General features: G+C 66.6%; 21 protein-coding genes. 10 read left to right on the forward strand and 11 right to left on the reverse strand.

Translation table 11 applies throughout. The features are described 5' to 3' along the window. Window positions 1-5 precede the first annotated feature (5 nt). On the reverse strand, window positions 6-1,460 hold the full coding sequence (gene gltX, locus LH19_RS07420) for a glutamate--tRNA ligase (protein ID WP_054726547.1): 1,455 nt from the start codon (window positions 1,458-1,460) through the stop codon (window positions 6-8). A gap of 68 nt (window positions 1,461-1,528) precedes the next feature. On the opposite strand from gltX, the gene LH19_RS07425 reads away from it, so the two are divergent. Beyond that, window positions 1,529-3,688 (forward strand): ComEC/Rec2 family competence protein, encoded by a 2,160-nt coding sequence (locus tag LH19_RS07425; protein ID WP_082395491.1) that lies wholly within the window; start codon window positions 1,529-1,531, stop codon window positions 3,686-3,688. Here LH19_RS07425 and lexA read toward each other — a convergent pair. From lexA to LH19_RS07470, 9 genes are all read right to left on the reverse strand, one after another. Further along, window positions 3,642-4,319, reverse strand: a complete 678-nt coding sequence (gene lexA, locus LH19_RS07430; protein WP_054726550.1) for a transcriptional repressor LexA — start codon at window positions 4,317-4,319, stop codon at window positions 3,642-3,644. The two genes, LH19_RS07425 and lexA, sit on opposite strands and share 47 nt — an antisense overlap. 66 nt (window positions 4,320-4,385) lie before the next feature. Then, a complete protein-coding gene (locus LH19_RS07435) occupies window positions 4,386-5,576 on the reverse strand; it encodes a molybdopterin molybdotransferase MoeA (RefSeq protein ID WP_054726553.1) in 1,191 nt (396 codons plus the stop codon). Next, the gene (gene moaC / locus LH19_RS07440) at window positions 5,573-6,043 is read right to left on the reverse strand and encodes a cyclic pyranopterin monophosphate synthase MoaC (RefSeq protein WP_054726556.1); all 471 of its coding nucleotides are present in this window, start codon (window positions 6,041-6,043) and stop codon (window positions 5,573-5,575) included. Before moaC ends, LH19_RS07435 begins: the two co-directional genes overlap by 4 nt. Next, window positions 6,040-6,834: an indole-3-glycerol phosphate synthase TrpC gene (trpC, locus tag LH19_RS07445; RefSeq protein WP_054726561.1), complete on the reverse strand. Its 795-nt coding sequence runs from the start codon at window positions 6,832-6,834 to the stop codon at window positions 6,040-6,042. The genes moaC and trpC overlap by 4 nt, the downstream gene beginning before the upstream one ends. Beyond that, a complete protein-coding gene (gene trpD / locus LH19_RS07450) occupies window positions 6,831-7,829 on the reverse strand; it encodes an anthranilate phosphoribosyltransferase (RefSeq protein ID WP_054726564.1) in 999 nt (332 codons plus the stop codon). Before trpD ends, trpC begins: the two co-directional genes overlap by 4 nt. Beyond that, window positions 7,826-8,416, reverse strand: a complete 591-nt coding sequence (locus tag LH19_RS07455; RefSeq protein ID WP_054726567.1) for an anthranilate synthase component II — start codon at window positions 8,414-8,416, stop codon at window positions 7,826-7,828. The genes trpD and LH19_RS07455 overlap by 4 nt, the downstream gene beginning before the upstream one ends. Further along, window positions 8,413-8,934 carry a hypothetical protein gene (locus tag LH19_RS28530; RefSeq protein WP_145923420.1) on the reverse strand — a complete coding sequence of 174 codons (522 nt, stop codon included), beginning with the start codon at window positions 8,932-8,934 and terminating at the stop codon, window positions 8,413-8,415. The genes LH19_RS07455 and LH19_RS28530 overlap by 4 nt, the downstream gene beginning before the upstream one ends. Before the next feature lie 56 nt (window positions 8,935-8,990). Next, entirely contained in the window at window positions 8,991-10,502 is a 1,512-nt protein-coding gene (locus LH19_RS07465) for an anthranilate synthase component I family protein (RefSeq protein WP_054733166.1), read from the reverse strand. Between the two features lie 13 nt (window positions 10,503-10,515). Then, a complete protein-coding gene (locus tag LH19_RS07470; RefSeq protein ID WP_054726572.1) occupies window positions 10,516-12,456 on the reverse strand; it encodes a peptidylprolyl isomerase in 1,941 nt (646 codons plus the stop codon). A 177-nt stretch (window positions 12,457-12,633) separates the two neighbouring features. On the opposite strand from LH19_RS07470, the gene tpiA reads away from it, so the two are divergent. The 8 genes from tpiA (at window position 12,634) to LH19_RS07510 (ending at window position 20,537) form a co-directional block, all read left to right on the forward strand. Beyond that, a complete protein-coding gene (tpiA, locus tag LH19_RS07475; RefSeq protein ID WP_054726575.1) occupies window positions 12,634-13,383 on the forward strand; it encodes a triose-phosphate isomerase in 750 nt (249 codons plus the stop codon). A gap of 96 nt (window positions 13,384-13,479) precedes the next feature. Continuing rightward, complete coding sequence (secG, locus tag LH19_RS07480) at window positions 13,480-13,914, forward strand: preprotein translocase subunit SecG (RefSeq protein WP_054733169.1); 435 nt, start codon at window positions 13,480-13,482, stop codon at window positions 13,912-13,914. Window positions 13,915-14,032: 118 nt separating this feature from the next. Next, window positions 14,033-15,664: a CTP synthase gene (locus LH19_RS07485; protein ID WP_054726578.1), complete on the forward strand. Its 1,632-nt coding sequence runs from the start codon at window positions 14,033-14,035 to the stop codon at window positions 15,662-15,664. Window positions 15,665-15,690: 26 nt separating this feature from the next. Continuing rightward, window positions 15,691-16,374 carry a Crp/Fnr family transcriptional regulator gene (locus tag LH19_RS07490; protein ID WP_054726583.1) on the forward strand — a complete coding sequence of 228 codons (684 nt, stop codon included), beginning with the start codon at window positions 15,691-15,693 and terminating at the stop codon, window positions 16,372-16,374. Between the two features lie 103 nt (window positions 16,375-16,477). Next, window positions 16,478-17,719: a S41 family peptidase gene (locus LH19_RS07495; protein WP_054726586.1), complete on the forward strand. Its 1,242-nt coding sequence runs from the start codon at window positions 16,478-16,480 to the stop codon at window positions 17,717-17,719. A gap of 392 nt (window positions 17,720-18,111) precedes the next feature. Next, window positions 18,112-19,362, forward strand: coding sequence for a lipoprotein-releasing ABC transporter permease subunit (locus tag LH19_RS07500; protein ID WP_054726589.1), 1,251 nt, complete (start codon window positions 18,112-18,114; stop codon window positions 19,360-19,362). Then, window positions 19,355-20,032 carry an ABC transporter ATP-binding protein gene (locus LH19_RS07505; RefSeq protein WP_054726592.1) on the forward strand — a complete coding sequence of 226 codons (678 nt, stop codon included), beginning with the start codon at window positions 19,355-19,357 and terminating at the stop codon, window positions 20,030-20,032. The genes LH19_RS07500 and LH19_RS07505 overlap by 8 nt, the downstream gene beginning before the upstream one ends. A 28-nt stretch (window positions 20,033-20,060) precedes the next feature. Next, complete coding sequence (locus LH19_RS07510; RefSeq protein ID WP_054726595.1) at window positions 20,061-20,537, forward strand: glutathione peroxidase; 477 nt, start codon at window positions 20,061-20,063, stop codon at window positions 20,535-20,537. A gap of 3 nt (window positions 20,538-20,540) precedes the next feature. Here the strand turns inward: LH19_RS07510 and LH19_RS07515 are convergent, their stop codons facing one another. Next, the gene (locus tag LH19_RS07515) at window positions 20,541-22,241 is read right to left on the reverse strand and encodes a sulfatase-like hydrolase/transferase (protein ID WP_054726598.1); all 1,701 of its coding nucleotides are present in this window, start codon (window positions 22,239-22,241) and stop codon (window positions 20,541-20,543) included. Between the two features lie 117 nt (window positions 22,242-22,358). Here LH19_RS07515 and dnaE point away from each other — a divergent pair, with 117 nt between their 5' ends. Further along, window positions 22,359-25,847 carry a DNA polymerase III subunit alpha gene (gene dnaE, locus LH19_RS07520; RefSeq protein WP_054726601.1) on the forward strand — a complete coding sequence of 1,163 codons (3,489 nt, stop codon included), beginning with the start codon at window positions 22,359-22,361 and terminating at the stop codon, window positions 25,845-25,847. Window positions 25,848-25,934 lie beyond the last annotated feature (87 nt).

Below are 25,934 nucleotides of genomic sequence, written 5' to 3' on the forward strand. Positions count from 1 at the left end.
TGTGGCTACGCCCCTGCCGGAAAATGTTGCGCTGCGTCAAGTCGCGCCAGACTGACATCGCGTCCGAGCAACAGCAGCACGTCGAAAATTCCCGGGGAAACGGTCCGGCCGGTTAGTGCAGCGCGTAGGGGTTGCGCGAGTTTTCCGAGCCCCAATCCGGCGGCTTCGGCTTCGGCGCGCACGGCGGCATCCAGCTCTTCTGTCGTCCAATTGTCCAGCGCGCGCAGCCGCTTCGTCACAGCGGCCAGCAGGCCTTCGGGCGAGGCCCTTAGCACCTCTGCCGCCTTTTCGTCCACTGGCAACGGGTCGCCCTGGAACAAGAAAATTGCGCCATCGGCGATTTCGTCGATCGTTTTTGCGCGTGGTTTGAGCGAATCCATGGCACGGACGAGCAAATCGTGCTCGGCGGTATCGAGTGTGCGGCCGATGAGCTTTTCGACGCGCGGCGCGACGAGGCCGGCCAGCCGCGCATCGTCGGCTTCGCGAAGATAATGGCCGTTGAGGTTCTCCAGCTTCTTGAAATCGAAGCGCGACGGCGAGCGGCCGACATGGTCGAGGTCGAACCATTGCACGGCTTGGTCGCGGCCGATGATCTCGTCGTCGCCATGCCCCCAGCCGAGGCGGAGGAGGTAATTGTTCACCGCTTCGGGCAGATATCCCATCTCGTCGCGATAGGCGTCGACGCCAAGCGCGCCGTGGCGCTTCGACAGCTTGGCGCCGTCGGCCCCGTGGATCAGCGGAACATGGGCATAGACGGGCTCGCGCCAGCCCATCGCGCGGATGAGTGCAAGCTGGCGGAAGGCGTTGTTGAGATGGTCGTCGCCCCGGATGACGTGCGTGATGCCCATGTCGTTGTCGTCGACGACGACGCTGAGCATATAGGTCGGTGTGCCGTCGCTGCGCAGCAGGACGAAATCGTCGAGTTCGGCATTCTGGACCGTGACCGCGCCCTGCACCTTGTCGTGGATCGTGACCTCGCCGTCCTGCGGCGCGCGCAGGCGGACGACGTGCGGGACGGCGGGATCGCCGTCGTCGCGGTCGCGCCAGGGGCTGCGGACGCGGAAGGGCAAGCGCTTTTCCTGCGCCTCGGCGCGCATCGCGGCGAGCTCGTCTTGCGTCAGATAGCAGCGATAGGCCTCGCCCTTCGCGAGCAATTCGGCAGCGACTTCGGCGTGGCGCGGGGCGCGGGCGAACTGGAACACCGTCTCGCCGTCCCAGTCCAGATCGAGCCACTGCATCCCGTCGAGGATTGCGTCGATCGCGGCGTCGGTCGAACGGGCGCGGTCGGTATCCTCGATACGGAGCAGGAATTTGCCGCCATGATGGCGCGCGAACAGCCAGTTGAAGAGCGCGGTGCGCGCGCCGCCGATATGGAGATAGCCGGTCGGCGAGGGCGCGAAGCGCGTCACGACGGCGGCGCCGGCGGCTTCGTTCGGATCGGTCTGGTTTTCGGTTGCCACTACGGCCTCTTTCACTCACTCTGCCGCCCCCGGACAGGTGCGGGGACGGGGTCGGGGGAGCCCCTAGCATGGCGACAAGGCAGCTTCAAACGCCGTTTGATGGCCGATGGGCGGGTGGCCGGGCGCGGTTGCTAGCGAATATCGAGGCGCGGCTGGAGGCGGAGCGCGAGCGCATCGGATTGTGGCTGCCCGTCGCGTTCGGGGCGGGCATCGCGGCGTGGTTTGCGCTTCCCGCGGCAGTCCACTGGATCGGACTATTGTTGTCGCTCGGCGGCGGGCTGCTCGCGGGGTTGCTGATCGGCTGGCAGCGGCGCCTGGGCCGGATGGTCGTGATCGGCTGTACCGTCATGGCGCTGGGCCTGCTGCTCGTCTGGGCGCGCGCAAGCTGGGTCGCGGCGCCGGTGCTGGCGCGGCCGGTGACCACCGAGTTTTCGGCGCGGGTCGAACGCGTCGAGCCGCTGCCTGCACGCGGGCAAGTGCGCATCCTTGTCCACCCGCAGCAGCGTGCCGACTTGCCGCCGCGCCTGCGGCTGACGCTTGGCAGCGAGCAAGCGGCGGGATTGGCCGGCGGCGAACTGATTGCGGTGCGGGCGCGGCTGATGCCGCCGCCGCCGGCCAACCTGCCGGGCGGATATGATTTCGCCCGGCGCGCCTGGTTCGACGGGATCGGTGCGGTCGGGACGGTGCTCGGCGACGTGGCGCGCGCGCCGGGGGCGGCCGAGAGCACCCCGCCGCTGCGCATGCGGCTGAGCGGGCACATCCAGCAGCAGGTCGAAGGATCGGCGGGGGGCATCGCTGCGGCGCTGGTCACCGGCGATCAGGGCGCGATCAGCGAGGCGGATTCGGAAGCAATGCGGCGTAGCGGCCTCGCGCATCTGCTGTCGATCAGCGGGCTCCATGTGACCGCGGTCGTCGGCTTCACGATGTTCCTGCTGATCCGGCTGCTCGCGCTGAGCCCGCGGCTGGCGCTGCGCGGCGTCGTGCTCGTGGCGGCAGCGGGCGGTGCGGCGCTCGCGGGGGTCGGCTATACATGGCTCAGCGGCGCCGAGGTGCCGACGATCCGCTCGTGCGTCGCGGCGCTGCTCGTTCTCGCGGCGTTCCTGCTGGGGCGCGAGGCGCTGACATTGCGGCTGGTCGCGGCAGGGGCTTTGATCGTGCTCGTCTGGCGGCCCGAAGCGCTGGCCGGGCCGAGCTTCCAGCTCAGTTTCGCCGCGGTGACGGCGATCATCGCGCTGCACGAAAGTCCGCGGATGCGCCGCTTCCTCGAGCGGCGCGACGAACGCTGGATCGTCCGCGCTGGCCGCGGCGTCGCCGGGCTGCTGATCACCGGTTTTGTCGTCGAGATCGCGCTGGCGCCGATCGCCTTGTTCCATTTTCACAAGGCGGGGCTTTACGGCGCACTCGCCAATGTCGTCGCGATCCCGCTCACGACCTTCGTCATCATGCCCGCCGAAGCGCTGGCGTTGCTCTTCGACAGCGTCGGGCTCGGCGCGCCCTTCTGGTGGGTCGCCGAAAAGGCGCTCGCGCTGCTGATCCTGCTGGCGCACGGCGTCGCCGATGCGCCGGGCGCGGTCGCAACCCTGCCGTCCTTCCCGCCATGGGGCTTCGCGCTCGCCGTTTTTGGCGGATTATGGCTGCTGCTGTGGCGGACGGTGTGGCGGCTGGCCGGACTGGCGCCGCTTGTCATCGGCGTCGCGGCGCTGCTCGCACAGCCGCGGCCTGACATATTGGTAACCGGCGACGGGCGCCATATAGCGGTGGCGGTGCCCGGCGGTAGCTATGCCCTGCTACGCGATCGCGCGGGCGATTATATCCGCGACTCGATGTCCGAAGCGGCGGGAATCGATACGCCGCTGGTTGCGCTCGCCGACTTGGAGCATGTGACGTGCAACCGCGATTTCTGCCGCTGGCGGCAAGGGGAAGCCGATACGGGGCGTGTCATCCTTGCCTCGCGCGGCCGTGACCGGATCGATGGCGCCGATATGGCCGCGGCCTGCGCTGCCGCCGATGTGGTGATCAGTGATCGCTGGCTGCCCCGCGAATGTGTCGCACGCTGGCTCACGATCGACCGTGACAGCCTCGCCGAAACCGGCGGGCTGGCACTCTACCTAGGCGCGGAGCCACGCGCGATCACCAGCTTGCGCGCCGGTGACGCACATCCGTGGCGCCGGCCCCGGCAGGTCAGTGGTAACGACGAAGCAGTCCCGACAGGCGCCCTTGCACGATGACGCGCTCGGCGGGGTAGCGCTGCGGCTCATAGGCGCTGTTCGCCGGATCGAGCCGGATCATCTGGCCTTCGCGGCGGAAATATTTGAGCGTCGCATCCTGCCCGTCGACCAGCGCGACGACGATATCGCCCTCGCGTGCGGTGCTGGCCTTCTGGATCAGCGCATAGTCGCCGTCGAAAATCCCCGCCTCGACCATCGAATCGCCCGAAACTTCGAGCGCATAATGTTCGCCCGCGCCGAGCAGTGCCGCCGGGACCGCGAGGTTGTTGTGATCCTCGAACGCCTCGATCGGCACGCCTGCGGCGATCTTGCCGTGCAGCGGCACCTCGATGATGTCGTTCGCGGCGATCGGGCGCATCGCAGGCGGGCTCTTTCGCAGCGGCACGACATTTTCCCGCGCCGGTGCCGCCTTTGCCGTTTCGGGCAGCTTCACCACTTCGAGGGCGCGGGCCCGGTTGGGAAGCCGGCGCAGGAAACCGCGTTCCTCGAGCGCGCTGATCAGCCGGTGGATGCCCGACTTGGATTTCAGGCCCAGCGCTTCCTTCATTTCCTCGAACGACGGCGAAATGCCGCTCGCGTCGAGCTTTTGCTGGATGAAGTGAAGCAGTTCATGCTGCTTGGCGGTCAACATTGATCATCCTCCGTCAGGACCAGAACCGGACATAATGAGAACGATAGTGGAACAGACCGGAACTTGTCAAGCGATGGCGATATAATCGGCGATCGCGCCCGCTGCGCGCGCGGGCGCACCGATTTCGCGGATCAGCAGCGCGTCGGCCTCGATCAGCGGGACGGTCTGGCCGCTGTCCTGGCTGTCGAACATATGGAGAGCGGCGCCGTCGACCCGTGCGCGCAGATAATCCCGGCGCGCCCCACCGGCGGCAAGCGCTGCGGCGAGTGGTGCCTGGCGGATTGGGGGAAGCGGATGTGCTGCGCCCGCAAGATGGCGGATCAGCGGCAGCAGGAAAAGCGTCGCGGTGACGAAGGCGGAGCCGGGGTTGCCGGGCAGCCCGAGCAACAGCGTCTCGCCGATCGTGCCGGCGATTAGCGGCTTGCCCGGCCGCATCGCGATCTTCCAGAAATCGAGGCGGCCGCCGGCGTCGTCGAGGGCGCCGCGAACATGGTCATGATCACCCACGGACGCACCACCGACGGTGACGATGACGTCATGATGTCGCGCCAACTCCTTGATGGCATTGGCAATCGACATGCGGTCGTCGCGCATATGGAGCGGCAGGGCGACGTCGGCGGGAACGGCGGCGAGCATTGCCGCGAGCATCGCTCCGTTGCTGTTCGGGATCTGGCCCGGCGCGAGCGCACGGCCCGGAGCGACGAGTTCGTCGCCGGTGGTCAGGATCGCGACGCGCGGCCGCGATCCCACGCGGACCTCGCCCGCACCACCCATGATCGCGGCGGCGATCGCGCCCGCGCCCATATGGGTTCCGGCGGCAAGCAGGCGCGCCCCGGCGGCGAAGTCGCCTGCGCGTTCCCGAATATGGCGCCCCCGGGTGCCGGGGCCGTCGCCGGTCAGCGTCAAAGCCGTGCCCGCTGCCGCAACATCTTCCTGGAGGATGACGGTGTCGGCACCGTCCGGAAGCATGGCGCCGGTGAAGATGCGTATCGCCTCGCCGGCGCCGACCGTCCGGTCCGGGGCAGCGCCGGCGGCGATTTCGCCGGTGATCGTCCACGGTCCCGGCATGTCGGCAAAGCGGATCGCATAGCCGTCCATCGCCGACAGCGGCGCCGCAGGCTGGTCGCGCGATGCGATGACATCTTGCGAAAGATAGCGACCAAGCGATTCGGAAATCGCGATATTTTCTGCCGCCAACGGGGCGCGGAGGGCGAGCAGGCGCGCCTGCGCTTCCTCGACCGCCAGCAGGCCGCTCATCCGGCGCGCCAGTCGCCCGAGCGGCCGCCGCTCTTTTCGAGCAGGCGGATATCGCCGAGGATCATCGCGCGGTCGAGCGCCTTGGTCATGTCGTAAAGGGTCAGCAGCGCTACCGATGCGGCGGTGAGCGCTTCCATCTCGACCCCGGTCGGCCCGGTCGTTGCCGCGACCGCGCGCACCGAGATGCCGCCGTCTTCCCAGTCGAATTCGACGCTGACCTGCGTCAGTGCGATCGGGTGGCAAAGCGGGATGAGGTCGGCGGTCCGCTTGGCCGCCATGATGCCGGCGATACGCGCGGTCGACAGCACGTCGCCTTTCGGCGCGTTGCCGGTGCGGATCGCTGCGAGCGCCTCGGCCGACATGGCGATACGCCCGCCCGCCACGGCGCGGCGTCCGGTTGCCGCCTTGCCGCCGACATCGACCATATGCGCCGCACCCGTTTCGTCGAGGTGCGTCGGGCGGGTCATGCGGCCGCTCCGGTGAGCAGCGCCTTCGTTGCCGCCGTGACGTCGGGCTGGCGCATCAGGCTTTCGCCGACGAGGAAGCTCCTGACGCCGCTGGCGGCCAGCCGTTCGCAATCGGCATGGCTGGCGATGCCGCTTTCGCCGACGAGCAAGGTGCCCGGCGGGACCAGTTTGGCGAGGCGCTCGGTAACGCCGAGATCGGTTTCGAAGGTGCGGAGATCGCGGTTGTTGACGCCGATCAGCCGCGACGTCAGCTTGCCCAGGGCACGCTCAAGTTCGGCTTCGTCATGGACTTCGACGAGCACGTCCATGCCGCGCTCGACCGCCGCCGCCTCGATGTCCTGCATGATGCCGTCGTCGAGCGCGGCGACGATGATCAGGATCGCATCGGCGCCGATCGCGCGCGCCTCCGCGACCTGCCAGGGATCGATCATGAAATCCTTGCGCAGCGCGGGCAGGGCGCAGGCGGCGCGCGCGGCGATCAGATAATGCTCATGCCCCTGAAAATAGGGCGCGTCGGTCAGTACCGACAGGCACGCCGCGCCCCCGGCCTCATATTGGCGCGCATGATCCGCCGGATTAAAATCTTCCCGGATCAGTCCTTTGGATGGCGATGCTTTCTTGATTTCGGCGATCAATCCATAGCCGCCGGCGTCGATTTTCGCCTGCAGCGCGGCGGCGAAACCGCGGACGGGACCCGCGTCGATCGCATCGAGATCGGCGAGGGAGTGCACCGCGCGTCGCGCGGCGACCTCTTCGGCCTTGGTGGCAAGTATCTGGGTGAGCTTGTTCATTTATAGGCGATCCAGCAATTGAGCAGCGCGTTGGCAAGGCCCTTGTCGATCGCCTCGGCAGCCTCCTCGACACCCTCGTGCAATGTGTCGGCGGCGCCAGCGACGACGAGCGCTTCGGCGGCGTTATAGAGTACGGCGTCGCGATACGCGCCGGGTTCGCCTTGCAGCAGGGCGCGCAGCGCTTTCGCGTTATAATCCGCGTCGCCGCCGCGAATCTCGTCGAGCGACCGCGTCGGAAGACCGGCATCGGCCGCCTCGCTGCGTTGCATCCGGACGCCCTCGGGCGTGATCACCGCGACCTCGTTGCCGCCGGCCAGCGACAGCTCGTCGAGCCCCTCGTCGCCCGAAATGACGCGCGAATGGTCGGTGCCGAGCCGGTGCAGCGCTTCGGCATAGACGGGGACATAGGCGGGGCGTGCGATGCCGATGAGCTGGCGCGTGACGCGCGCGGGGTTGGCGAGCGGGCCCATGAGGTTGAAGATCGTCCGCCGCCCGATTGCCTTGCGGATCGGCATGATGCGCTTCATCGCGGGGTGACGCGTCCCGGCGAAGAGGAAGCAGATACCAAGATCAGCGAGCTGCGCCTCGGCCTGCCGGTCGGCGCGCTCCATGTCGAGCCCCAGTGCTTCCAGGGTGTCGGCGGCGCCAGACTTCGACGAAGCCGCCCGATTTCCGTGCTTTGCGACGGGAACTTCACATGCGGCAACAACAATCGACACGGCGGTCGAGACGTTGAGCGTATGATGGCCATCGCCGCCGGTGCCGCAAACGTCGATTGCGCCAGCGGGCGCCGCGACGGGGATCAGCCGGTCGCGCATCGCCTGCGCGGCGGCAGCGATTTCGACCATCGTTTCACCGCGATCGGAGAGGGCGATCAGAAATTCGGTCACCTGCTCGTCGGTCGCGCCGCCGTCGAGCATCGTCGCGAAGGCATCGGCCGCTTCGTCGTGATCGAGAAGCGCCGAGGGGTCAGGAAAGGGCCCGAACCGGCTCATGCCGCCTTCCGATCGCCGACCGGCAGCCCCGCGATCTTCAGGAAATTGGCGAGCATCGCATGGCCGTGCTCGGTCGCGATGCTTTCGGGGTGGAACTGGACGCCGTGGATCGGGAGGTCGGTGTGGCGGAATCCCATGACGGCGCCATCGTCGCTCGTCGCGTTGATGACGAGGCTGGCCGGGATATCGACGACTTCGAGGCTGTGATAGCGCGTCGCGGTGAGCGGCGAGGGCAGGCCGGTGAACAGCCCGCTGCCGTCGTGGCACACCGGCGACGTCTTGCCGTGCATCAGGTGGCCGCGCTGGACGGTGCCGCCGAAATGCTGGCCGATCGCCTGATGGCCGAGGCAGACGCCGAGCAGGGGCCGCGCGGCGTCGGCGCAGGCGGCGACGAGATCGAGGCTGATCCCCGCCTCGTTGGGCGTGCACGGGCCGGGCGAGATGAGGATCGCATCGGCGCCGCTGGCCAGTGCGGCGGCGGCGGTCAGCGCGTCGTTGCGCTCGACGCGCACCTCCGCCCCCAGCTCGATCAGATAATGAACGAGGTTGAAGGTAAAGCTGTCGTAATTGTCGATGACGAGGATCATGCTCCCTCCTGTAACATGGTTTCATCGCCGCCGATCAAGAGTCGGGAAACTTCTTTTGCCAACTCGCCGAAAGGAAACTTCTTTCCCAGGATGACATAGATGTCGTTCTCGATGTCTATGACCTTGAAGGCATGACCAAAGCCGTCGTCCACAATCGAATGGGCAGCTACAATGGGGCTTGCCATTATTGGTCCCACTGGCCCTGACAAAATCCAAGAATCTAAACGTTCGTCAAAATGTTCTAAAGCGTTCCGGAGTTCGCGGTTTGCTAACGGCGAATGATCGCTTACGCCGTACTGCTTGCGGAGCGCCGCACCACGACGAGCGGCAAGACTTTCCGGTTTTGCCGGCGGCCAGAAAAAGCGCGATATTGCGGCACAATGCGTCATCGCATCATGGAGGTGACGAGCAATTATTATTTCACTCTGGCCGCCATCTATCGCTCTGCCATACGCAAAAAAAGCATCTACGGCCGAATGGGCGGATTGCTCAAGAGACGCCTCGTAAAAGGCGAGCATATAAGGCATCTCATCAATTATATTAGATGCTTGCGGGTTGGTATCATCCCTGGAAATCACTGCCCGTAACCCGGTGTTCCGGCAAGCCGCACCGCCTCGCGCGCTGCGGCGAACAATGCGCCGGCTTTGGCTTCGCATTCGCGCTGTTCATAGGCGGCCTCGCTGTCGGCGACGATGCCGGCGCCGGCCTGAACGTGCATTTCGCCGTCCTTGACGATCGCGGTGCGCAGCACGATGCAGCTGTCCATATTGCCGTCGGGGGCGAAATAGCCGACGCCGCCGGCATAGGGCCCGCGCGCATCGGCTTCGAGTTCGGCGATGATCTGGCAGGCGCGAACTTTGGGCGCGCCGCTGACGGTGCCCGCCGGAAAGCCCGCGAACAGCGCGTCGATCGCGTCCTTGCCCTCCGCGATGCGGCCGATGACGTTCGACACGATGTGCATGACGTGGCTGTAGAATTCGACGGTATAGCTGTCGGTCACGACAACGCTGCCGCCGGTCGCGGCGCGGCCGACATCGTTGCGGCCGAGGTCGAGCAGCATCAGATGCTCGGCGCGTTCCTTGGGATCGGCGAGCAGGCTTTCGCGATTCTCGAGATCTTCGGCGCTCGTCTTGCCGCGCGGGCGGGTGCCGGCGATCGGGCGGATGGTGATTTCGCCGTCGCGCACCCGGACCAGAATCTCGGGCGACGAGCCGATCAGCGCGAAGCCGGGCAGGTCGAGGAAATAAAGGAAGGGCGAGGGATTGATGCGCCGCAGCGACCGGTAAAGGTCGAAGGGCGGCAGGTCGAACGGCGTCGAAAAACGCTGCGACAGCACGACCTGAAAGATATCGCCCGCCGCGATATAATCCTTCGCCGTGGCGACCATGGCGGCATAGTTCCCGGGCGTCGTCGCGGGTATCGGAACGATGTCGCCCGGCACCGCATCCGTGGCCGCGCGGTCGGCGTGCGGGCTGGCGCTGGCCAGCCGCGCCGCGATATCGTCGAGCCGTTCCTGCGCGGCATCGATCATCCGGTCGATCGGCGCCGCCGGATCGGGCCAGAGCGGCGCGATCAGGAAAAGTTCGTCGGCGAGCCGGTCGAAGACGAGGATCGTCGTCGGGCGCACGAAGACCATGTCGGGCAGGCCGAGCCCGGCGCCGGGCGCCCGCGGGATGCGCTCGACGAGGCCGATGGTTTCATAGGCGAAGAAGCCGACGAGGGTGGTCAGCGCCTTCGGCAAGCCGTCGGGCACGTCGAAGCGGCATTCGGCGACAAGGTCGCGCAGCGCCTGCAGCGCGCCGGCCGCGACCGGCTCGAACGCCGCCTTGTCGCGCCGCCAGTCGCGGTTGATGCGGGCGGTGTCGCCGCGCGCTTCGAGCAGCAGGTCGGGATCGAGCCCGATCATGCTGTAGCGGCCGCGCGTCTCGCCGCCCTCGACCGATTCGAGCACCCAGTCGCCGCGTCCCGGCTCGATGAGCTTGAGCGCCGCCGATACCGGCGTTTCGATATCGGCGATCAGCCGCTGCCACACGACCGCGCCGCGGCCCTGCGCCAGCGCCTCGAGCGCGGCGGCTCTGCCCTCCAGCACCCGCGCCGCCTTATTCGGCGACCGGCGCCGTGCCGGTGAGTTCGCGGCGGAGCTGGTCGACCAGTTGCTTGTTGATCGTCACCCCGGCGCGGCGCTTGGCCTCGGCGACGAGCTGTTCGACGAGTTCGTTGCCGAAAGCGGCGCCGAGCGGGCGCGCGATATAGGCGGCGGCGCGCGGGTCGACCGACTTGATGTCGGGGCGGTTCACTTCGTTGAGCGCGATCACCATCCAGCCGCGGTTACCCGGGATTTCGAGCGTCTTCACCGTGCCCTTGGCCATCGAGAACAACAGCGCGAGTTCGGGCGGTGCACCCTTGCCGTCGCGGTCGAGGTCGCCGCGACGGCCGCCGATCGTCTGGACATTGCCGATGTTCGGGCCGGCGGCGCTCACCGCCTCGGCGAGCGACTTGCCGCCTTCGACCGCCTTGACGATGCCGCGGGCCTTGTCGCGCGCCACCTTCTGCCCCTCGGCAAAGCGCCAGTCGGCGAGCAGGTCGCTGCGGATCTGCGCGAAGGGTGGCGGCGCTGCGGCGGTAATCGATTTCACCGCAAAGACGGCGAATTTCTCGTTTTCGACCAGTGTCGCAATCTCGCCTTCGCCTTCGCCGCTGCCGAGGAAGGCCTGGGCGATCATCGGCGCCATTTCGGGCGGCAGGGTGAAGGCGGGCTGCGCCGGGGCGCGGCCGCTCGGCAGCAGCGCCGGGGTCTCGACGAGCTGGAGCTTGCGGTCGGCGGCGACTTCCTCGATCGACGCGCCGCCGTTCACGGCGTCCTGGATCGCGTTGTAATAATCGACGATCGCCTCGTTCGCCTTGTTCTTTTCGAGTTCGGTGCGGATTTCGGGGGTCGCGTCGGCAAGGCTGCGCGCCGGATTGGCGGTGACGCTCTCGACCCGCGCGATCGCCCAGCCAAGGCCGGTTTGCGTCGGACCGAGCAGGTCGCCGCGCTTCGCGGCAAAGGCGGCTTTCGCCCCTGCCGCGGTCGTCGTCGCCGCATAGGCGGTCTGGGTCAGCTCGCCCGTCGTCGAGGCCGACAGGCCGGCGGCCTGCGCCGCGGCGGCGAGCGGGGTGCCGCCGCGGACCTTGGCCGCGAGGGCGTTGGCGGCGGCCTGGTCGGGGACGATCACCTGCGCGAAACGCCGCGTTTCGGTCGCCGCGAAATTGGCGGCGTTGTCCTTGTAGACCTTGGCGATTTCGGCCTCGGTCACCGCGGGGACCGGCACCGCGCTGCGATCGAACAGCGCATATTGGATGACGCGCCGCTCGGGGACGGTGAAGCGCGCCTTATGCTCCGCAAGATATTTCTGCAGCACGGCATCGCCCGGATCGGCGGTCGGCGCAAAGGGGCTGGCGGGGATGAAGGTCGCCTGGCCGTGCCGCTGTTCAAGCGGCAGCACCGCATAGGGTTTGGCCATGCCCGGGGCGACGGCGGGGATTCCCCCGATCGGTTTTGCGAGCTGCTGGCTGAGCAGCAGCGTTTCGATTTCACCGCGAATCTGGTTTTCGTTGAGACCGCTTTCGGCAAGATAAGCTTCGTAGCGCTTCTGGTCGAAGCTGCCCGACACGCCGGAGAAGGCATCGGCGATCTGTGCGTCGATCAGCCGCTTGCTGACCCCGAAACCGAGGTCGCGCGCAAGCTGGCGGACCGCAGCGTCGTTGATCAGCTGCTTCAATATGCCGTCGAGGGCGCCCGATTCGACGAAGGCTTCGCGCGTCAGTCCTGGCTGGTCCTGCCGTGCCCGGTTATAGGCCTGTTGAACGCGCGCGCGGAGTTCGCCGACGCCGATTTCGGTATCGCCGACCTTGGCGACATTGGCGCCGCCCAGCCCGCCGAAGGTCGAGTTGCCGGTCACGTCGCCGAGCGCGAAGGCGACGCCGACGAGGACGACGAAGCCGAGCGCGATGGCTTTGCCGACGGTGGATCCGAAGAGGCGGCGAATGGCGGTGATCATGAAGCGGGCATTCTTTCGGCGGGGCGCACGGGGCGCGGTTGCGCGTTGCTTTAGGCGGGAGGCGGCGCGGCATCAAGGCGGGAAAGGGGGTTTTCGCGGGCGCCGACCCCGCTTGCCACTTCCCCATGATGACCGCTAGGGCGCGGTCAACATTTGATTCAAGCAAGGAGCGGCACGATGGCGCGGCGCAAATATGTGGTCGGCAACTGGAAGATGAACGGGCTGGCGGCCGCAATCGGCGAGGCGCAGGCGATTTTCGCCGCGGCGCAGGCGCATGACGGCGTCGATGTCGCCCTCTGTCCGCCGTTCACGCTGGTCGGCGTCATGGCCGCAGCGGTACCCGGCGCGGCGGTCGGCGGACAGGATTGCCACAGCGCCGCGTCGGGCGCTTTCACCGGTTCGGTCGCGGCGCCGATGCTCGTCGATGCGGGCGCCAGCCTGACCATCGTCGGCCACAGCGAACGGCGCGACGGGTTCGGCGAAAGCGACGCCGAGGTGCGCGCCAAGGCCGAAGCTGCGCTCGCCGCCGGCCTGTCGGTCATCCTCTGCGTCGGCGAACCGCGCGAGGTCCGCGAATCGGGCGGGGCCATCGACCATGTGCTGGCGCAGATCGCGGGCTCGGTTCCCGACGCGTTCGACGCCGACCGGCTCGCAATCGCCTATGAGCCGATCTGGGCGATCGGGACCGGGCTTGTCCCGACCGTCGGCGACGTCGAGGCAATGCATGGTGCGATCCGTGGGGCGCTGGCGGCGCGTTTCGGCGACGCCGCGCAGGAAATGCGCCTGCTCTACGGCGGCTCGGTCAATGGCGAGAATGCCGCCGAACTGCTGGGCGCGGCCGATGTCGACGGGGCGCTGGTCGGCGGCGCGAGCCTGACCGCGGGTAAATTCGTGCCGATTGTCGAGGCCGCGGCCGCGCTCGGCTGAGCCTTGTGGGTTGAAGCGGCGCGCCTTCGTCTCTATGTGCGCCGCGGGCGCGGACCAAGTGAGGCCGCGCGAGTTCGGGAAAAAATGATGTCCAACCTGTTCACCTTCCTGCTCGTCGTCCAGGCGCTCGTCGCCGCGGTGATGATCGGCGTCATTCTGATGCAGAAGTCGGAAGGTGGCGGCCTCGGCGTCGGCGGCAGCCCCGCAGGGCTGCTCTCGGCGCGCGGCGCGGCGGATTTCCTGACCCGCGCGACGACGATCCTCGCCTGCCTGTTCGTCGGCCTCTCGATCCTTCTCGCCGCGATGGCTTCGGTCGGTCGCGGCGGATCGACGATCGACACATCGCTGTCGAAAGCGGCGCAGCAGCAGTCGGCACCGTCGTCGTCGCTGACCGGCCCGGCGCAGCAGCCCGCACAGGGCGCCGCAGCTCCGGCGCAGGCGCCGATGAGCGACGATCCGCTGGCAGCGGCCGCCGCAGCAGCCGCGGCGAAGGACGCCCCCGCGCAGCCGCAGGCGCCCGCAAAGAAGTAAAGCCGATCCAGCGGAGGCTCCGGCCTCCACCCCCAATCCCGCGCGGCGGAATTATTTCCGCCGTTTGCGATTCGACGGCTTGCGCCGTCCCCCTCCTGTTGAGTAAGTCTTTCCTCCCATGGCGCGGTTCATTTTTATCACCGGCGGCGTGGTCTCCTCCCTTGGCAAAGGTTTGATGGCGGCTAGCCTTGCGGCTCTGTTGCAGGCGCGGGGTTACCGCGTCCGCATCCGGAAATTCGATCCCTATCTGAACGTCGATCCGGGCACGATGTCGCCCTATCAGCATGGCGAGGTCTATGTGACCGACGACGGGGCCGAGACCGACCTCGACCTTGGCCATTACGAACGCTTTACCGGCGTTGCGGCGCGGCAGAGCGATAACGTCACGTCGGGCCGCATCTATCAGCAGATCATCACCAAGGAACGCCGCGGAGACTATCTCGGCGCGACGGTGCAGGTCGTCCCGCACGTCACCGACGCGATCAAGGCGTTCGCGCGCACCGACATCGACGACCTCGATTTCGTGCTGTGCGAGATCGGCGGCACCGTCGGCGACATCGAATCGCTGCCGTTCATCGAGGCGATCCGCCAGCTTCGCAACGAAGAGGGGCGCGAGAACACGCTTTCGGTCCACGTCACGCTGGTGCCGTACATCGCGGCAGCGGGTGAACTGAAGACCAAGCCGACGCAGCACAGCGTGCGCGAGCTCGCTTCGCTGGGCGTCCAGCCCGACATCCTGCTCTGCCGCTGCGAAAAGCCGCTGCCCGAGGGCGAGCGCGCGAAGATCGCGCAATTCTGCAACGTGCGGAAGGAAGCGGTGATCCCGGCGCTCGATGCCGACAGCATCTATGCAGTGCCGGTACAATATCATGGCGAGGGGCTCGACAGCGAAGTCCTACGCGCCTTCGGCATCCACGACGCGCCCGACCCCGACCTGTCGCGCTGGTACGACATCATGGACCGCAAGCAGCATCCCGAGGGCGAGGTCACGATCGGCGTCGTCGGCAAATATGTGTCGCTGCCCGATGCCTATAAATCGCTCAACGAGGCGCTCGTCCATGGCGGCATGGCGCACCGGGTCAAGGTCAACATCCGCTGGCTCGACGCCGAAATGTTCGAGCAGGACGAGGATCTGGCGGCGAATCTCGAGCCGCTGCACGGTATTCTCGTGCCCGGCGGCTTCGGCGAGCGCGGGTCCGAAGGCAAGATCGCCAGCGTCCGCTTCGCGCGCGAGCGCAATGTGCCCTTCTTCGGCATCTGCCTCGGCATGCAGATGGCGTGCATCGAGGGCGCGCGGAACACGAGCGGGATCGACAAGGCGTCGAGCACCGAATTCGGTCCGACCGAGGAACCGATCGTCGGCCTGATCACCGAATGGATGAGCGCCGAAGGGCTGCAGAAGCGCGGCGCGAACACCGACCTCGGCGGCACGATGCGGCTCGGCGCCTATGAAGCGAAGCTGTCCCCGAACAGCCATGTCGCGAGCGTTTATGGCGCGAACGAGATCAGCGAGCGCCACCGCCACCGTTACGAGGTCAATGGAGCCTATCGCGACCGGCTCGAAGCCGGCGGGCTCGTCTTTTCGGGCATGTCGCCCGACGGGATGCTGCCGGAAATCGTTGAGCGTCCCGACCATCCGTGGTTTATCGGGGTGCAGTTCCATCCGGAGCTCAAGTCGAAACCCTTCGACCCGCACCCCTTGTTCGCGGGATTCATCGAAGCGGCGGTCAAGCAGAGCCGTCTGGTCTAGGACCGGCGGCGGAAAAGGGTCAGGGCATGGATCACGCGAAACTCGCCGAATTGCAGGGCCCCGAGAGTATTTTTTCCGGCCTGTCGATTCAGGACTGGGCCGATATCGCAGGCCGTGCAGTCCAGATCAATTTCACCAAGGGCAAGGAATTGCTGGCCCAGGGCGACACGGGCGACAGCCTGCTGATCCTGACCGAGGGCAGCGCGCGCGTATCGATGCTGACCGCGAACGGGCGCGAAATCGTGCTGGCTTATGCCGAACCGGGCGCCGTGCTCGGCGAGATCGCACTCCTCGACGGCGGCGAGCGCACCGCATCGGTGACTGCGACCAGCGCTGGTAGCGCGCTCCAGCTCGGCCGCAACGCAATGCGCGATTTCGCAACCAGCCATCCCGAATTCGCCTGGTCGCTGATGCAGCAGCTCGCACGCCGCCTGCGCACCGCCGACCAGACGATCGAGAGCGACCGCGCTTATGCTTCGGGGCCGCGGCTGGCGCGCTATCTCAAGCGGCTGATTCGCAAGGATGCCGAGGCATCGCAACGCGTCGAACTGAGCCAGACCGAACTCGGCAATTTTGCGGGAATGAGCCGCGAGCATATCAACCGCCAGCTCAAGAGCTGGGAAGAATCGGGTGTTATCTCGCTGGAGCAGGGCCGGGTGCGCGTGCTCGACGCCGATATGCTGGAGGATATCAGCGAGAGCGAAGGCTAGGCCCGAACGCTCCTGCAGACTGCGCCCGGCTTGGCGTGCGGCTGTCGAGACGCTACCGGCTGTATATGTTCCGCTGAATCATGGCGTTAACGGGAGTTGGGCAATGCTCGCAAGGCTGTTGCTGGCGGCATGGGTTGCATTCGCTTGGGCAGGCGTTTGCCTGGCGAACAATATTCCCGATCTGACCGCTGCACAGTGGCGCGAAGATATCGACGCGCTCGTTGCAGGGATGGAGCGGAACCATCGCGATCCCTGGAACTTCGCTTCGCAGGCCGAAATCGGGCGGCTTGCCGATGAAGCGGCGGCCAAAGCCGGCAAGGCCGACAATTTCGCCATGCTGGTGGCCCTGCAGCGGATCGCCGCCGCCATCGGCGACGGGCATAGTTTCGTCGCCGTGTCCGACCGATATTGGCGATACCCCGTCGAAATTCGCTGGATCGAAGGCGAATTCCATATCGTCGGCGCTTTGCCCGGGCGCAGCGACATGCTGGGCAGCAAGCTGATCGCGATCGACGATGTTCCAACCGCACAGGCCGTCGAAAAGCTGTTGGCCCTCGTGCCGCGGAATGAAAATCGCTGGTACGAACGCGATGCGGTTGCCGGGCTGTTGACTCAAGCCCAACCTTTGAACGCGCTCGGCGTGACACGCCGCGCGGCCGAGGCGACTTTCACGGTCGAGACCGCCGCCGGGCTCCGCAAGCAGATGCGGATGTCATCATATGCGCCGGCCGACCGACCTTCGCTCGTAACGATCGGCAACGAGGGGGCGCCCGTTGTTTCGGAGCCCGAGCGCGGTTTGCGGCTTCGCCTGTTCGACGATGTCGCCTATCTCGATTTCGCCGGTTATCAGGACCTCGCGAAGACAGGCCCCGGCATCTGGGCGGCGATCGACGATGCCAAGCCTCGTGCGCTCATCGTCGACTTCCGAAAAAATCGCGGCGGCTCGTTGCCGGCGGGACGGCAATATATGGTCTATCCCGCGTGGGAGCGCACTCAACTCAATCGTGAAGGCTGCCTGTTCGTCCTGACCGGGCCCGCGACCTTTTCCGCTGCCATGACCAATGTCACCGATATGCGGCGCGAAACCGAAGCAATCCTCGTCGGGCTGCCGACGGGCGCTCGTCCGAACGGCTATCAGGAGAACAAGTGGTTTGCATTGCCGAACTCGGGTCTTCGCGTATCCGCGGCGCAACGCCGCTATCGGTTCGGCGCGCCGGGCGAAACGACGGTCACCCCCGATATTCAGGTCGAACAGACGATCGATGACTGGCGGCACGGGCGGGACACGGTGTTGCAGACCGCGCTTGCCATGGCAGGCAATTGCCAACGCGACCAACGGCATTGAATCGTCGCCGTCAGCAATCGATCATCAGGCAATTTTGGCACCGGAGGGGCGGGAATCACAACGCCCGGGCCTCCTTCGAGACCCGGGCGCCTGTGACGAACATCGCCATCCCCCTTTGCGCAGGCCAGGCGAATGGCCTGCACTCCCTGGAGCCGGGCCTTTGGGCCGCGTTGAACCAGAAGTCATCGGGCTAGGGCGTAGAGGGCGGCTTGTCACCCTTTGCGAACGCTCCCAGACGGTTTTTGCCCGGCCCTGTGGCCGATGGGCAACATATTTTGCGAATCGCTCGCAACTTTGTCGCGACTCCGGCAGCCATTGCCAGCGCTTCCGGCGCTCCCTAAAGCGGGCGGCATGACCGCAATGCGCCCCGCCCCGAAAAGGCCGTCCGCCTCATGATCCTGCGTCCGTACGAACGCACCATCTTCAAGCGTTACCTGCTTCCGCAACGCGGCGAGGGCTTCATTTTCGTCGCCGCGGCGTTCAGCTTTACCGCCGTGATGCTGGGCGTTGCGGCGCTGGTGATCGTGATGAGCGTGATGAACGGCGTCCGCGCCGACCTGTTCGACAAGATCGTCGGGCTCAACGGCCATGCCGTGGTGCAAGGCTTCGGCGGCCGGCTCGACGACTGGCAGGGCGTGCTCAAGGAAGCGAAGGCGACGCCCGGCGTCGTGTCGGCGACGCCGCTGATCGAACAGCCCTTGCTCGCGACCTTCAGCGGGCGGGTCGAGGGCGTGCTGGTTCGCGGCATGACGGTTCCCGACATCCGCAAGAACGAGACGCTCGGCGGCAAGGTGCTGCAGGGCAGCCTCAATTCGCTGACCCCCAATTCGGGCAATATCGCGATCGGCAGCGAACTGGCGCGCAACCTTGGCGCGACGGTCGGTTCGAACCTGACGATCATCAACCCCGCCGGCCGCTCGACGCCCTTCGGTACAGTGCCGCGCGAGATCAGCTACCGCGTGTCGGCGGTGTTCGAGATCGGCGTCTATGATTTCGACAAGGCCTATGTCGTCATGCCGATGGAGGATGCGCAACTCCTGCTGCTCACCGGCGACCAGATCGGGATGATCGAGGTCAAGGTGACCGATCCCGACAAGGTCGGCACGATCCTGCAGCCGCTGGCCGAAAAGGTGGCCGCGCAGGCGATCATCTCCGACTGGCGGTCGATGAACGCCAGCCTGTTCGAGGCGCTGTCGGTCGAACGCGTCGCGATGTTCGTGATTCTGTCGCTGATCATCCTCGTCGCGTCGTTCAACATCATCTCCTCGCTGATCATGCTGGTGCGGGCGAAGACGCGCGACATGGCGATCCTGCGCACGATGGGGGCGCCGCGCGACGCGGTGATGCGGATATTTATGGCCATCGGCCTCGCGATCGGCGTTTCGGGCACGCTCGTCGGGATGGCGCTCGGGTTCGCCACGCTGTTCTTCCGGCAGGGCGTGCTGCGCGGCGTCGAGTTCCTGACCGGGCAGCAGCTCTGGGACCCGTCGATCCGCTTCCTGACCGAACTGCCGTCGAAGCCCGACCCGTTCGAAATCACCCTGATCGCGGTGATGACGATCCTCTTCAGCTTCCTCGCGACGCTCTATCCTGCGTACAAGGCGGCGAATACCGATCCCGTACAGGTGCTGCGCTATGAGTGACGTCGTTCTCGAACTCGCGGCATTGAAACGCAGCTTCACGCAAGGCGATGTCATCATCGAAGTGTTGCGCGGCGTCGATGCGCATCTGAAGCGCGGCGAGATCGTCGCATTGCTCGGCCCGTCGGGGTCGGGCAAATCGACGATGCTGCAAGCCGTGGGGCTGCTCGAGGGCGGTTTCGACGGCACGATCCGCATCGACGGCGAGGATGTCACGCGGCTGGGGCAGGGCGAGCGCACGAAGATGCGGCGCGAGAAAATCGGCTTCGTCTATCAGTTCCACCACCTGCTCCCCGATTTCAACGCGATCGAGAATGTCGTGCTGCCGCAACTGATTCGCGGTGCGAAGCAGGCCGAGGCGGAAGAACGCGCCGCCGACCTGCTCGGCCGGCTCGGGCTGGGCGAACGGTTGCATCACAAGCCGAGCAAGCTGTCGGGCGGCGAACAGCAGCGCGTCGCGGTGGCGCGTGCGCTCGCCAACCGGCCGCTGCTCGTGCTCGCCGACGAGCCGACCGGCAACCTCGACGAGGCAACGGCCGACCGCGTGTTCGACCAGTTCGTCAAGCTGGTGCGCGACCATGGCTCGGCGGCGCTGGTCGCGACGCACAACGAACGGCTGGCGGCGAAGATGGATCGCGTGCTGCGCTTGCACGAAGGGCATATCGAGGTTTAGGCTGACGCCCGAAAGCAGGGGACGGAATATGGGACTTTACGATCTTTCGGCGAAGCTTCCCGGCGGCGGCGCGCAGTCGCTCGCCGATTACCGCGGCAAGGTGCTGCTGATCGTCAACACCGCGTCGAAATGCGGCTTCACCCCGCAATATGAGGGGCTCGAGGAACTCTACCGTGATTACAAGGATCGCGAGTTCGAGATACTGGCCTTTCCGTGTAACCAGTTCGGTGCGCAGGAGCCCGGTGACGCGGCGGAGATCGCAAACTTCTGTTCGCTGACCTATGACGTTAGCTTTCCTTTGATGGCGAAGATCGACGTCAACGGCGACGATGCCGATCCGATTTTCAAGCATCTGAAGAAGGAAAAGACCGGCCTGCTCGGCAGCGGCATCAAATGGAATTTCACCAAATTCCTCGTCGATCGCGACGGCAAGACCGTCTCGCGCCACGCACCGACGACGAAGCCCGAGCAGCTTCGCAAGGAAATCGAGGAATTGCTGGGCTGATCGCTAGCGTGCGTCGAAATCGGTCGCGGGCGGCCGCGCCACGGCGCTGCGCCGCACCTCGACCCATATCGGCTTGCGTCCCAGTCGGGCGTTGAACAGGCTGTTGAAGGTGGCGGGGTCGGCGCGCGCCGAATCGAGCGCTTCGCCGTAGAGGCGGCGGACCGCGTCACGATCATAGCCCATGGCGCCGAGCAGGGTCGGAAAGATCCGGTAATGGCTCGATGCGTCGAAATTCGCCTTTGCGGCGGCAGCCCAGCGATCGTCATCGCCAATGACGACGAGCGGCACGGCGCCCTCTTCGGCTTCCGGAAACGGGCTGCAATGCGTCGTCGTGCCGGGATCGCCGCGTTCGTGGAGATTCTGGCCATGATCGGCGGTGTAGACGATCAGCGCGCCGTCGAGACGGGCGCCCGCGAACAGCCGGTCGAAGAAGGCACCGACCGTCCAGGCGACGGTGTTGCGGTAGCTGTTGCGATAGAGCCGCCACGCCTCGGCGCCGCTGAACAGATTTTCGGGCAGCCGCATTTCAGTGACGTTGGCGGTTTCTCCGCGTGGCAAGGCCGGGCCGAAGGCTGCAGCGGTCTCGGGATATTTGTCCGCTACCGGAAAATGGGCGCCCATCTTGTTGATGAGGATGAAGTCGCGGCGGCCATTGCCCAGCAGCGCGATCAGCGCGTCCGCGGCCGCCATGTCGCGATCGACGACCGGCGTGTCGTCGAACTGGACAAAATGGTCGATGTCGCGCCGCTCGGCGTCGTCCATGCCGTTCTGATAGGCGCCGCCGGTGCGCTGCGCGTCGATATAGGTCGTCGCGAAGCCCGCTCGCCTTGCATAGGCGAAGATCGAAGGCAGCGCGGCATTCTGCCGCTGATATCCGTCACGCGTGCCGCCGTAGCGAAGGGTGAGGTTGCTGCCGTAGCTGCAATTGGTGATCGACGCGGCGATCCCGAAATTGGCGACGGCGACGTTGCCGGACGGCGATTTCAGTCCCGAGCGGACACCGGCGTCGTCGTTGATGTCGAGATAGCGCGCGGCGATGCTTTCATCGATGATCAGCACGACGTCGCCCTGTCCGGCCGAAGGTCGCGGAACGAGGCGCACCGGCTGACGCGGCGGGATGGGCTCGGTCACCGCTTCGATCGCATAGAGCGCCGCATAGGAGGTTCCGACCCACGCGCCGGGCAGGCCGCGCGCGCCTTCGCCGCCGCGGAAAAACAGCAGGATGGTCAGGATCGCCAGTCCGGCAAAGGGCGCCGCCAGCGCCACCGTGCGGGGAATCCACCGCCGCGGTCCGGGCTCGAGCCCGATAGCGAGCAGGACGAGCAACGCGCCCGCCGCCGCCCGGGCGATCGAGGCGCCATGTTGCATCAGCGCATCGTCGGCGAAGCCCGCCGAATGGAGCATGGTGACGAAGGCGTCGTAGCTCATCGCCTCGGCCGTGGCGGCCTGGAAACCGTCGACGAGCAGCGCCGCGAGCGCGAGCAGCGTTGCCCAGGCCCAGCGCAGCGGCGCCGACCCGATAAAGGCAGCACCCCACAGGCAGACGGCGAGAAGGCCATAAAGCGCGGCGTAGAATAGCAAGGATGGCGACGCTCCCAGCGTCGCGACGCGCGCCGCGATCTCGCCGATGCCGAATGCCAGCGCGAGCAGCAGCAGAATCGTCTTGGCTGCGCCGCGCGCATGGCTTGCTGTCGTCGCCCGCATATTGCTCCGTTTTCTGGTCAAGGGCGGCCATTGCCACAGAGATATTGAGATTCCATCTGCGCCATGAACGGGCAATCGCCCCTTTCCCGAATCATTGCGCCCGCCTAGCCTGTTTCGATGGCCTATAGCCCCTTTGTTCCGCTCCGCGTCTTTTCCAGTTTCACCATGCTGGAGGGGGCGATCGACCCCAAGGCGATCGCCAAGGCGGCGCGCGACCGTGGCTTTCCGGCGATCGCCATCTGTGACCGCAACGGGCTCTATGGCTCGATGGCGTTCGGCGAGGCGTGCAAGGCGGCAGGGGTGCAGCCGATCGTCGGTGCGATGCTGAGCGTCGCGCGGCCGGGACAGCGGCTGGCGAACGGCGCGCCGCTGATCGACTGGCTCGCGCTCTATGCGCAGGACGAGACGGGGTATGGCAATCTCTGCGCGCTCGTCTCCTCGGCGCATCTCGATCGGCCGATCGAACAGGACCCCCACGTCACGCTGCCGGCGCTGGCGGGCAAGACCGACGGGCTCATCTGCCTCACCGGCGGCGGCGAGGGAGCACTGGCGCGCCTGCTCGCGGGCGAGCAGGCGACCGCGGCGGACGATTATGTCGAACAACTCGAGGCGCTGTTCGGCGGACGGCTCTATATCGAATTGTCGCGGCGCGGCGACGCCACCGAAAAGGCGGCGGAGCAGGCGCTGGTCGACATGGCCTATGCGCGCGCGCTGCCGATCGTCGCGACCAATCCCGCCAGCTTCGTCGAACCGCAATTCCACCCCGCGCACGATGCGATGCTGTGCATCGCGCAGTCGGCCTATGTCGAGAGCGAGGACCGGCGAACGAGCAGTCCCGAGGCCTGGCTGAAGCCCGCCGAGGCGATGGAGGATGCGTTTTCGGACCTGCCCGAGGCGATGCACAATACGCTGGTGGTCGCGCAGCGCTGCGCCTATATGGCGCCCAAGCGCGCGCCCATCCTGCCGAGCCTGGCCGGCGACCGCGAGGGCGAAGCGGCGCAGCTCGCCGCCGACGCGCGCGCCGGACTGGACGCGCGGCTCGCTCTGATACCCGAACTGACCGAAGAGGAGCGTAACGCCTATATTGCGCGGCTCGATTTCGAGGTCGGGGTCATCGTCCAGATGGGGTTCCCGGGTTACTTCCTGATCGTCGCCGACTTCATCAAATGGGCGAAGGCGCACGATATTCCGGTGGGGCCGGGCCGCGGCTCGGGGGCGGGCAGCGTCGTTGCCTGGGCGCTGACGATCACTGACCTCGATCCTTTGAAGCTGGGCCTGCTGTTCGAGCGCTTCCTCAACCCCGAGCGCGTGTCGATGCCCGATTTCGACATCGACTTCTGCGAAACGCGGCGCGGCGAGGTGATCCGCTATGTGCAGGAGAAATACGGCCGTGATACCGTCGCGCAGATCATCACCTTCGGTAAGCTGAAGGCGCGCGCGGTGCTCAAGGACACCGGCCGCGTGCTGCAGATGAGCTATGGGCAGGTCGACCGGCTTGCCAAGCTGGTGCCCAACCATCCGACCGACCCGTGGACGCTGGACCGCGCGCTCAACGGCGTTGCCGAGCTGATGACCGAATATAAGCAGGACGACGGGGTGCGGCGGCTGTTCGACATGGCCAAGCAGCTCGAAGGCCTGCCGCGGCACAGCTCGACCCACGCCGCGGGGGTGGTGATCGGCGACCGGCCGCTCGACCAGCTCGTGCCGCTGTATCGCGATCCGCGATCGGACATGCCGGTGACGCAGTTCGACATGAAATATGTCGAGAGCGCGGGGCTGGTGAAATTCGACTTTCTCGGCCTCAAGACGCTGTCGGTGCTGAAGGAGGCGCGGCGGCTGCTCGCGCTGCGCGGCATCGACGTCGACTTGGATGCACTCGCGTGGGACGACACGGCGGTCTACGAACTGCTCCAGCGCGGCGAGACGGTCGGCGTGTTCCAGCTCGAATCCGAAGGCATGCGGCGCACGCTGTCGGCGGTGAAGCCGACCAATTTCGGCGACATCATCGCGCTCGTCGCGCTCTATCGTCCCGGTCCGATGGACAATATCCCGCTGTTCGGCGCGCGCAAGAACGGCCGCGAGGCGATCGCCTATCCGCACCCGCTGCTCGAAGGCATCCTTGCCGAGACCTATGGCATCTTCGTCTATCAGGAACAGGTGATGCAGGCGGCGCAGATCCTCGCGGGCTACAGCCTCGGCGGCGCCGACCTGCTGCGCCGCGCGATGGGCAAGAAGGTCCAGGCCGAAATGGACGCGCAGCGTGAGACCTTTGTCACTGGCTGCGGCGAGCATAACCAGATCGCCCCCAAGGCGGCGAACGAGCTGTTCGACTTGATCGACAAGTTCGCGGGCTATGGCTTCAACAAGAGCCATGCCGCCGCCTATGCGCTTCTGTCGTACCAGACCGCCTGGCTGAAGGCGCATTATCCGCACGAATTCTTCGCCGCGTCGATGTCGTTCGACAGCCATCAGACCGACAAGCTGTCGATCTTCATCGACGATATGCGTCGGCTGGGGGTCGAGGTGGCGCCGCCGTCGATCAACGACAGCGAGGCCGATTTCTCGGTCGGGCGCAGCGAAGAGGGGCTGGCAGTGCGTTATGCGCTCGGCGCGCTCAAGGGAGTCGGCGAAAAGGCGATGGAAACGCTCGTCGCCGAACGCCATGCGAAAGGCGATTTCGCGAGCCTCGACGATTTCGCGGCGCGCATCGACCCCAAACAGCTCAACCGGCGCCAGATCGAAGCGCTCGCCGGTGGCGGCGCGTTCGACCCGGTCGAACCCGACCGGCCGCGGGCCTATGCCGGCGCAGAAGCGTTGCTCGCCTGCGCGAACAGCTCGGCGCACGAACGGTCGACCGGGCAGGGCGGGCTGTTCGGCGGCGATGTCGCGATCATGCCGGTCCTCCAGCTTCCGGCGGCCGAGCCATGGACGCTGGCCGAGCGGATGACGCGCGAAAAGGAAGCGTTCGGTTTCTATTTTTCGGCGCATCCGGTCGAGCAATATGAGGCGATCATCGCGGCGCGCGGCGCGCGGAGTTATGGCGACATTTGCGAGAATGTCGAAATGACGCCGGGAACGCGCATCCCGATGGTGATGGCGGCGATGGTCGAAAGCGCGCGCCCGCGCGTGTCGCAGCGCGGCAACCGTTTCCTCAATCTGACCTTGTCCGACCGCAGCGGCCAGTTCCAGTCGAGCTGTTTCGACGAGGGTGCGGGCAAGATACTCGAAGCGCTCGCAGCCGATGGCGGCTGTGCCATGCTGTCGGTCGAACTCGATCTGCTCGAAGGCGAGGAAACGCCGCGCGTAACGGTGCGGGGGGCGCAGTCGCTCGTGGACATCGCCGCGACGGCGGCGCTGCAACTGACGTGCCGGGTCGAGCTGGCCGAGGCGGTGGCGGAGATCGCGAAACTGCTCGAATGCCGCGACGATGCGCGGGGCCGTGTGATCCTGTCGACCCGCGATCCGCTGACCGACGAGGATGTCCGCATCGAACTGGGGCGGCGTTTCGCGCTGGGTCCCGATGTCGTCGCGCGGCTCGATATGATCGGCGGCGTCACCGAAGCCGCGCTGTCGCTGGTCGCGCCGCGCGAGTTCCGGGTGCGTTAGGCGACGTCTTCGGGCGCTGGCCATACCCGGCGGGAATGACCGCGGTGACTATCCGGTGCTTGCGCCGAAGGCCTTTCCCGACCTATC

Source organism: Sphingopyxis macrogoltabida (assembly GCF_001314325.1).
Classification (GTDB): Bacteria; Pseudomonadota; Alphaproteobacteria; order Sphingomonadales; family Sphingomonadaceae; genus Sphingopyxis; species Sphingopyxis macrogoltabida.

Coding starts and splice junctions, on each gene's coding strand:
- trpD (WP_054726564.1), bottom strand. CDS start 7,829: ATGAGCCGGTTCGGGCCCTTTCCTGACCCCTCGGCGCTTCTCGATCAC.
- LH19_RS07495 (WP_054726586.1), top strand. CDS start 16,478: ATGCTCGCAAGGCTGTTGCTGGCGGCATGGGTTGCATTCGCTTGGGCA.
- LH19_RS07510 (WP_054726595.1), top strand. CDS start 20,061: ATGGGACTTTACGATCTTTCGGCGAAGCTTCCCGGCGGCGGCGCGCAG.
- moaC (WP_054726556.1), bottom strand. CDS start 6,043: ATGACCCGCCCGACGCACCTCGACGAAACGGGTGCGGCGCATATGGTC.
- LH19_RS07490 (WP_054726583.1), top strand. CDS start 15,691: ATGGATCACGCGAAACTCGCCGAATTGCAGGGCCCCGAGAGTATTTTT.
- dnaE (WP_054726601.1), top strand. CDS start 22,359: ATGGCCTATAGCCCCTTTGTTCCGCTCCGCGTCTTTTCCAGTTTCACC.
- lexA (WP_054726550.1), bottom strand. CDS start 4,319: ATGTTGACCGCCAAGCAGCATGAACTGCTTCACTTCATCCAGCAAAAG.
- LH19_RS07470 (WP_054726572.1), bottom strand. CDS start 12,456: ATGATCACCGCCATTCGCCGCCTCTTCGGATCCACCGTCGGCAAAGCC.
- LH19_RS07505 (WP_054726592.1), top strand. CDS start 19,355: ATGAGTGACGTCGTTCTCGAACTCGCGGCATTGAAACGCAGCTTCACG.
- LH19_RS07500 (WP_054726589.1), top strand. CDS start 18,112: ATGATCCTGCGTCCGTACGAACGCACCATCTTCAAGCGTTACCTGCTT.
- tpiA (WP_054726575.1), top strand. CDS start 12,634: ATGGCGCGGCGCAAATATGTGGTCGGCAACTGGAAGATGAACGGGCTG.
- LH19_RS07485 (WP_054726578.1), top strand. CDS start 14,033: ATGGCGCGGTTCATTTTTATCACCGGCGGCGTGGTCTCCTCCCTTGGC.
- LH19_RS07435 (WP_054726553.1), bottom strand. CDS start 5,576: ATGAGCGGCCTGCTGGCGGTCGAGGAAGCGCAGGCGCGCCTGCTCGCC.
- LH19_RS28530 (WP_145923420.1), bottom strand. CDS start 8,934: ATGCTCGCCTTTTACGAGGCGTCTCTTGAGCAATCCGCCCATTCGGCC.
- LH19_RS07515 (WP_054726598.1), bottom strand. CDS start 22,241: ATGCGGGCGACGACAGCAAGCCATGCGCGCGGCGCAGCCAAGACGATT.
- LH19_RS07455 (WP_054726567.1), bottom strand. CDS start 8,416: ATGATCCTCGTCATCGACAATTACGACAGCTTTACCTTCAACCTCGTT.
- LH19_RS07425 (WP_082395491.1), top strand. CDS start 1,529: ATGGCGACAAGGCAGCTTCAAACGCCGTTTGATGGCCGATGGGCGGGT.
- trpC (WP_054726561.1), bottom strand. CDS start 6,834: ATGAACAAGCTCACCCAGATACTTGCCACCAAGGCCGAAGAGGTCGCC.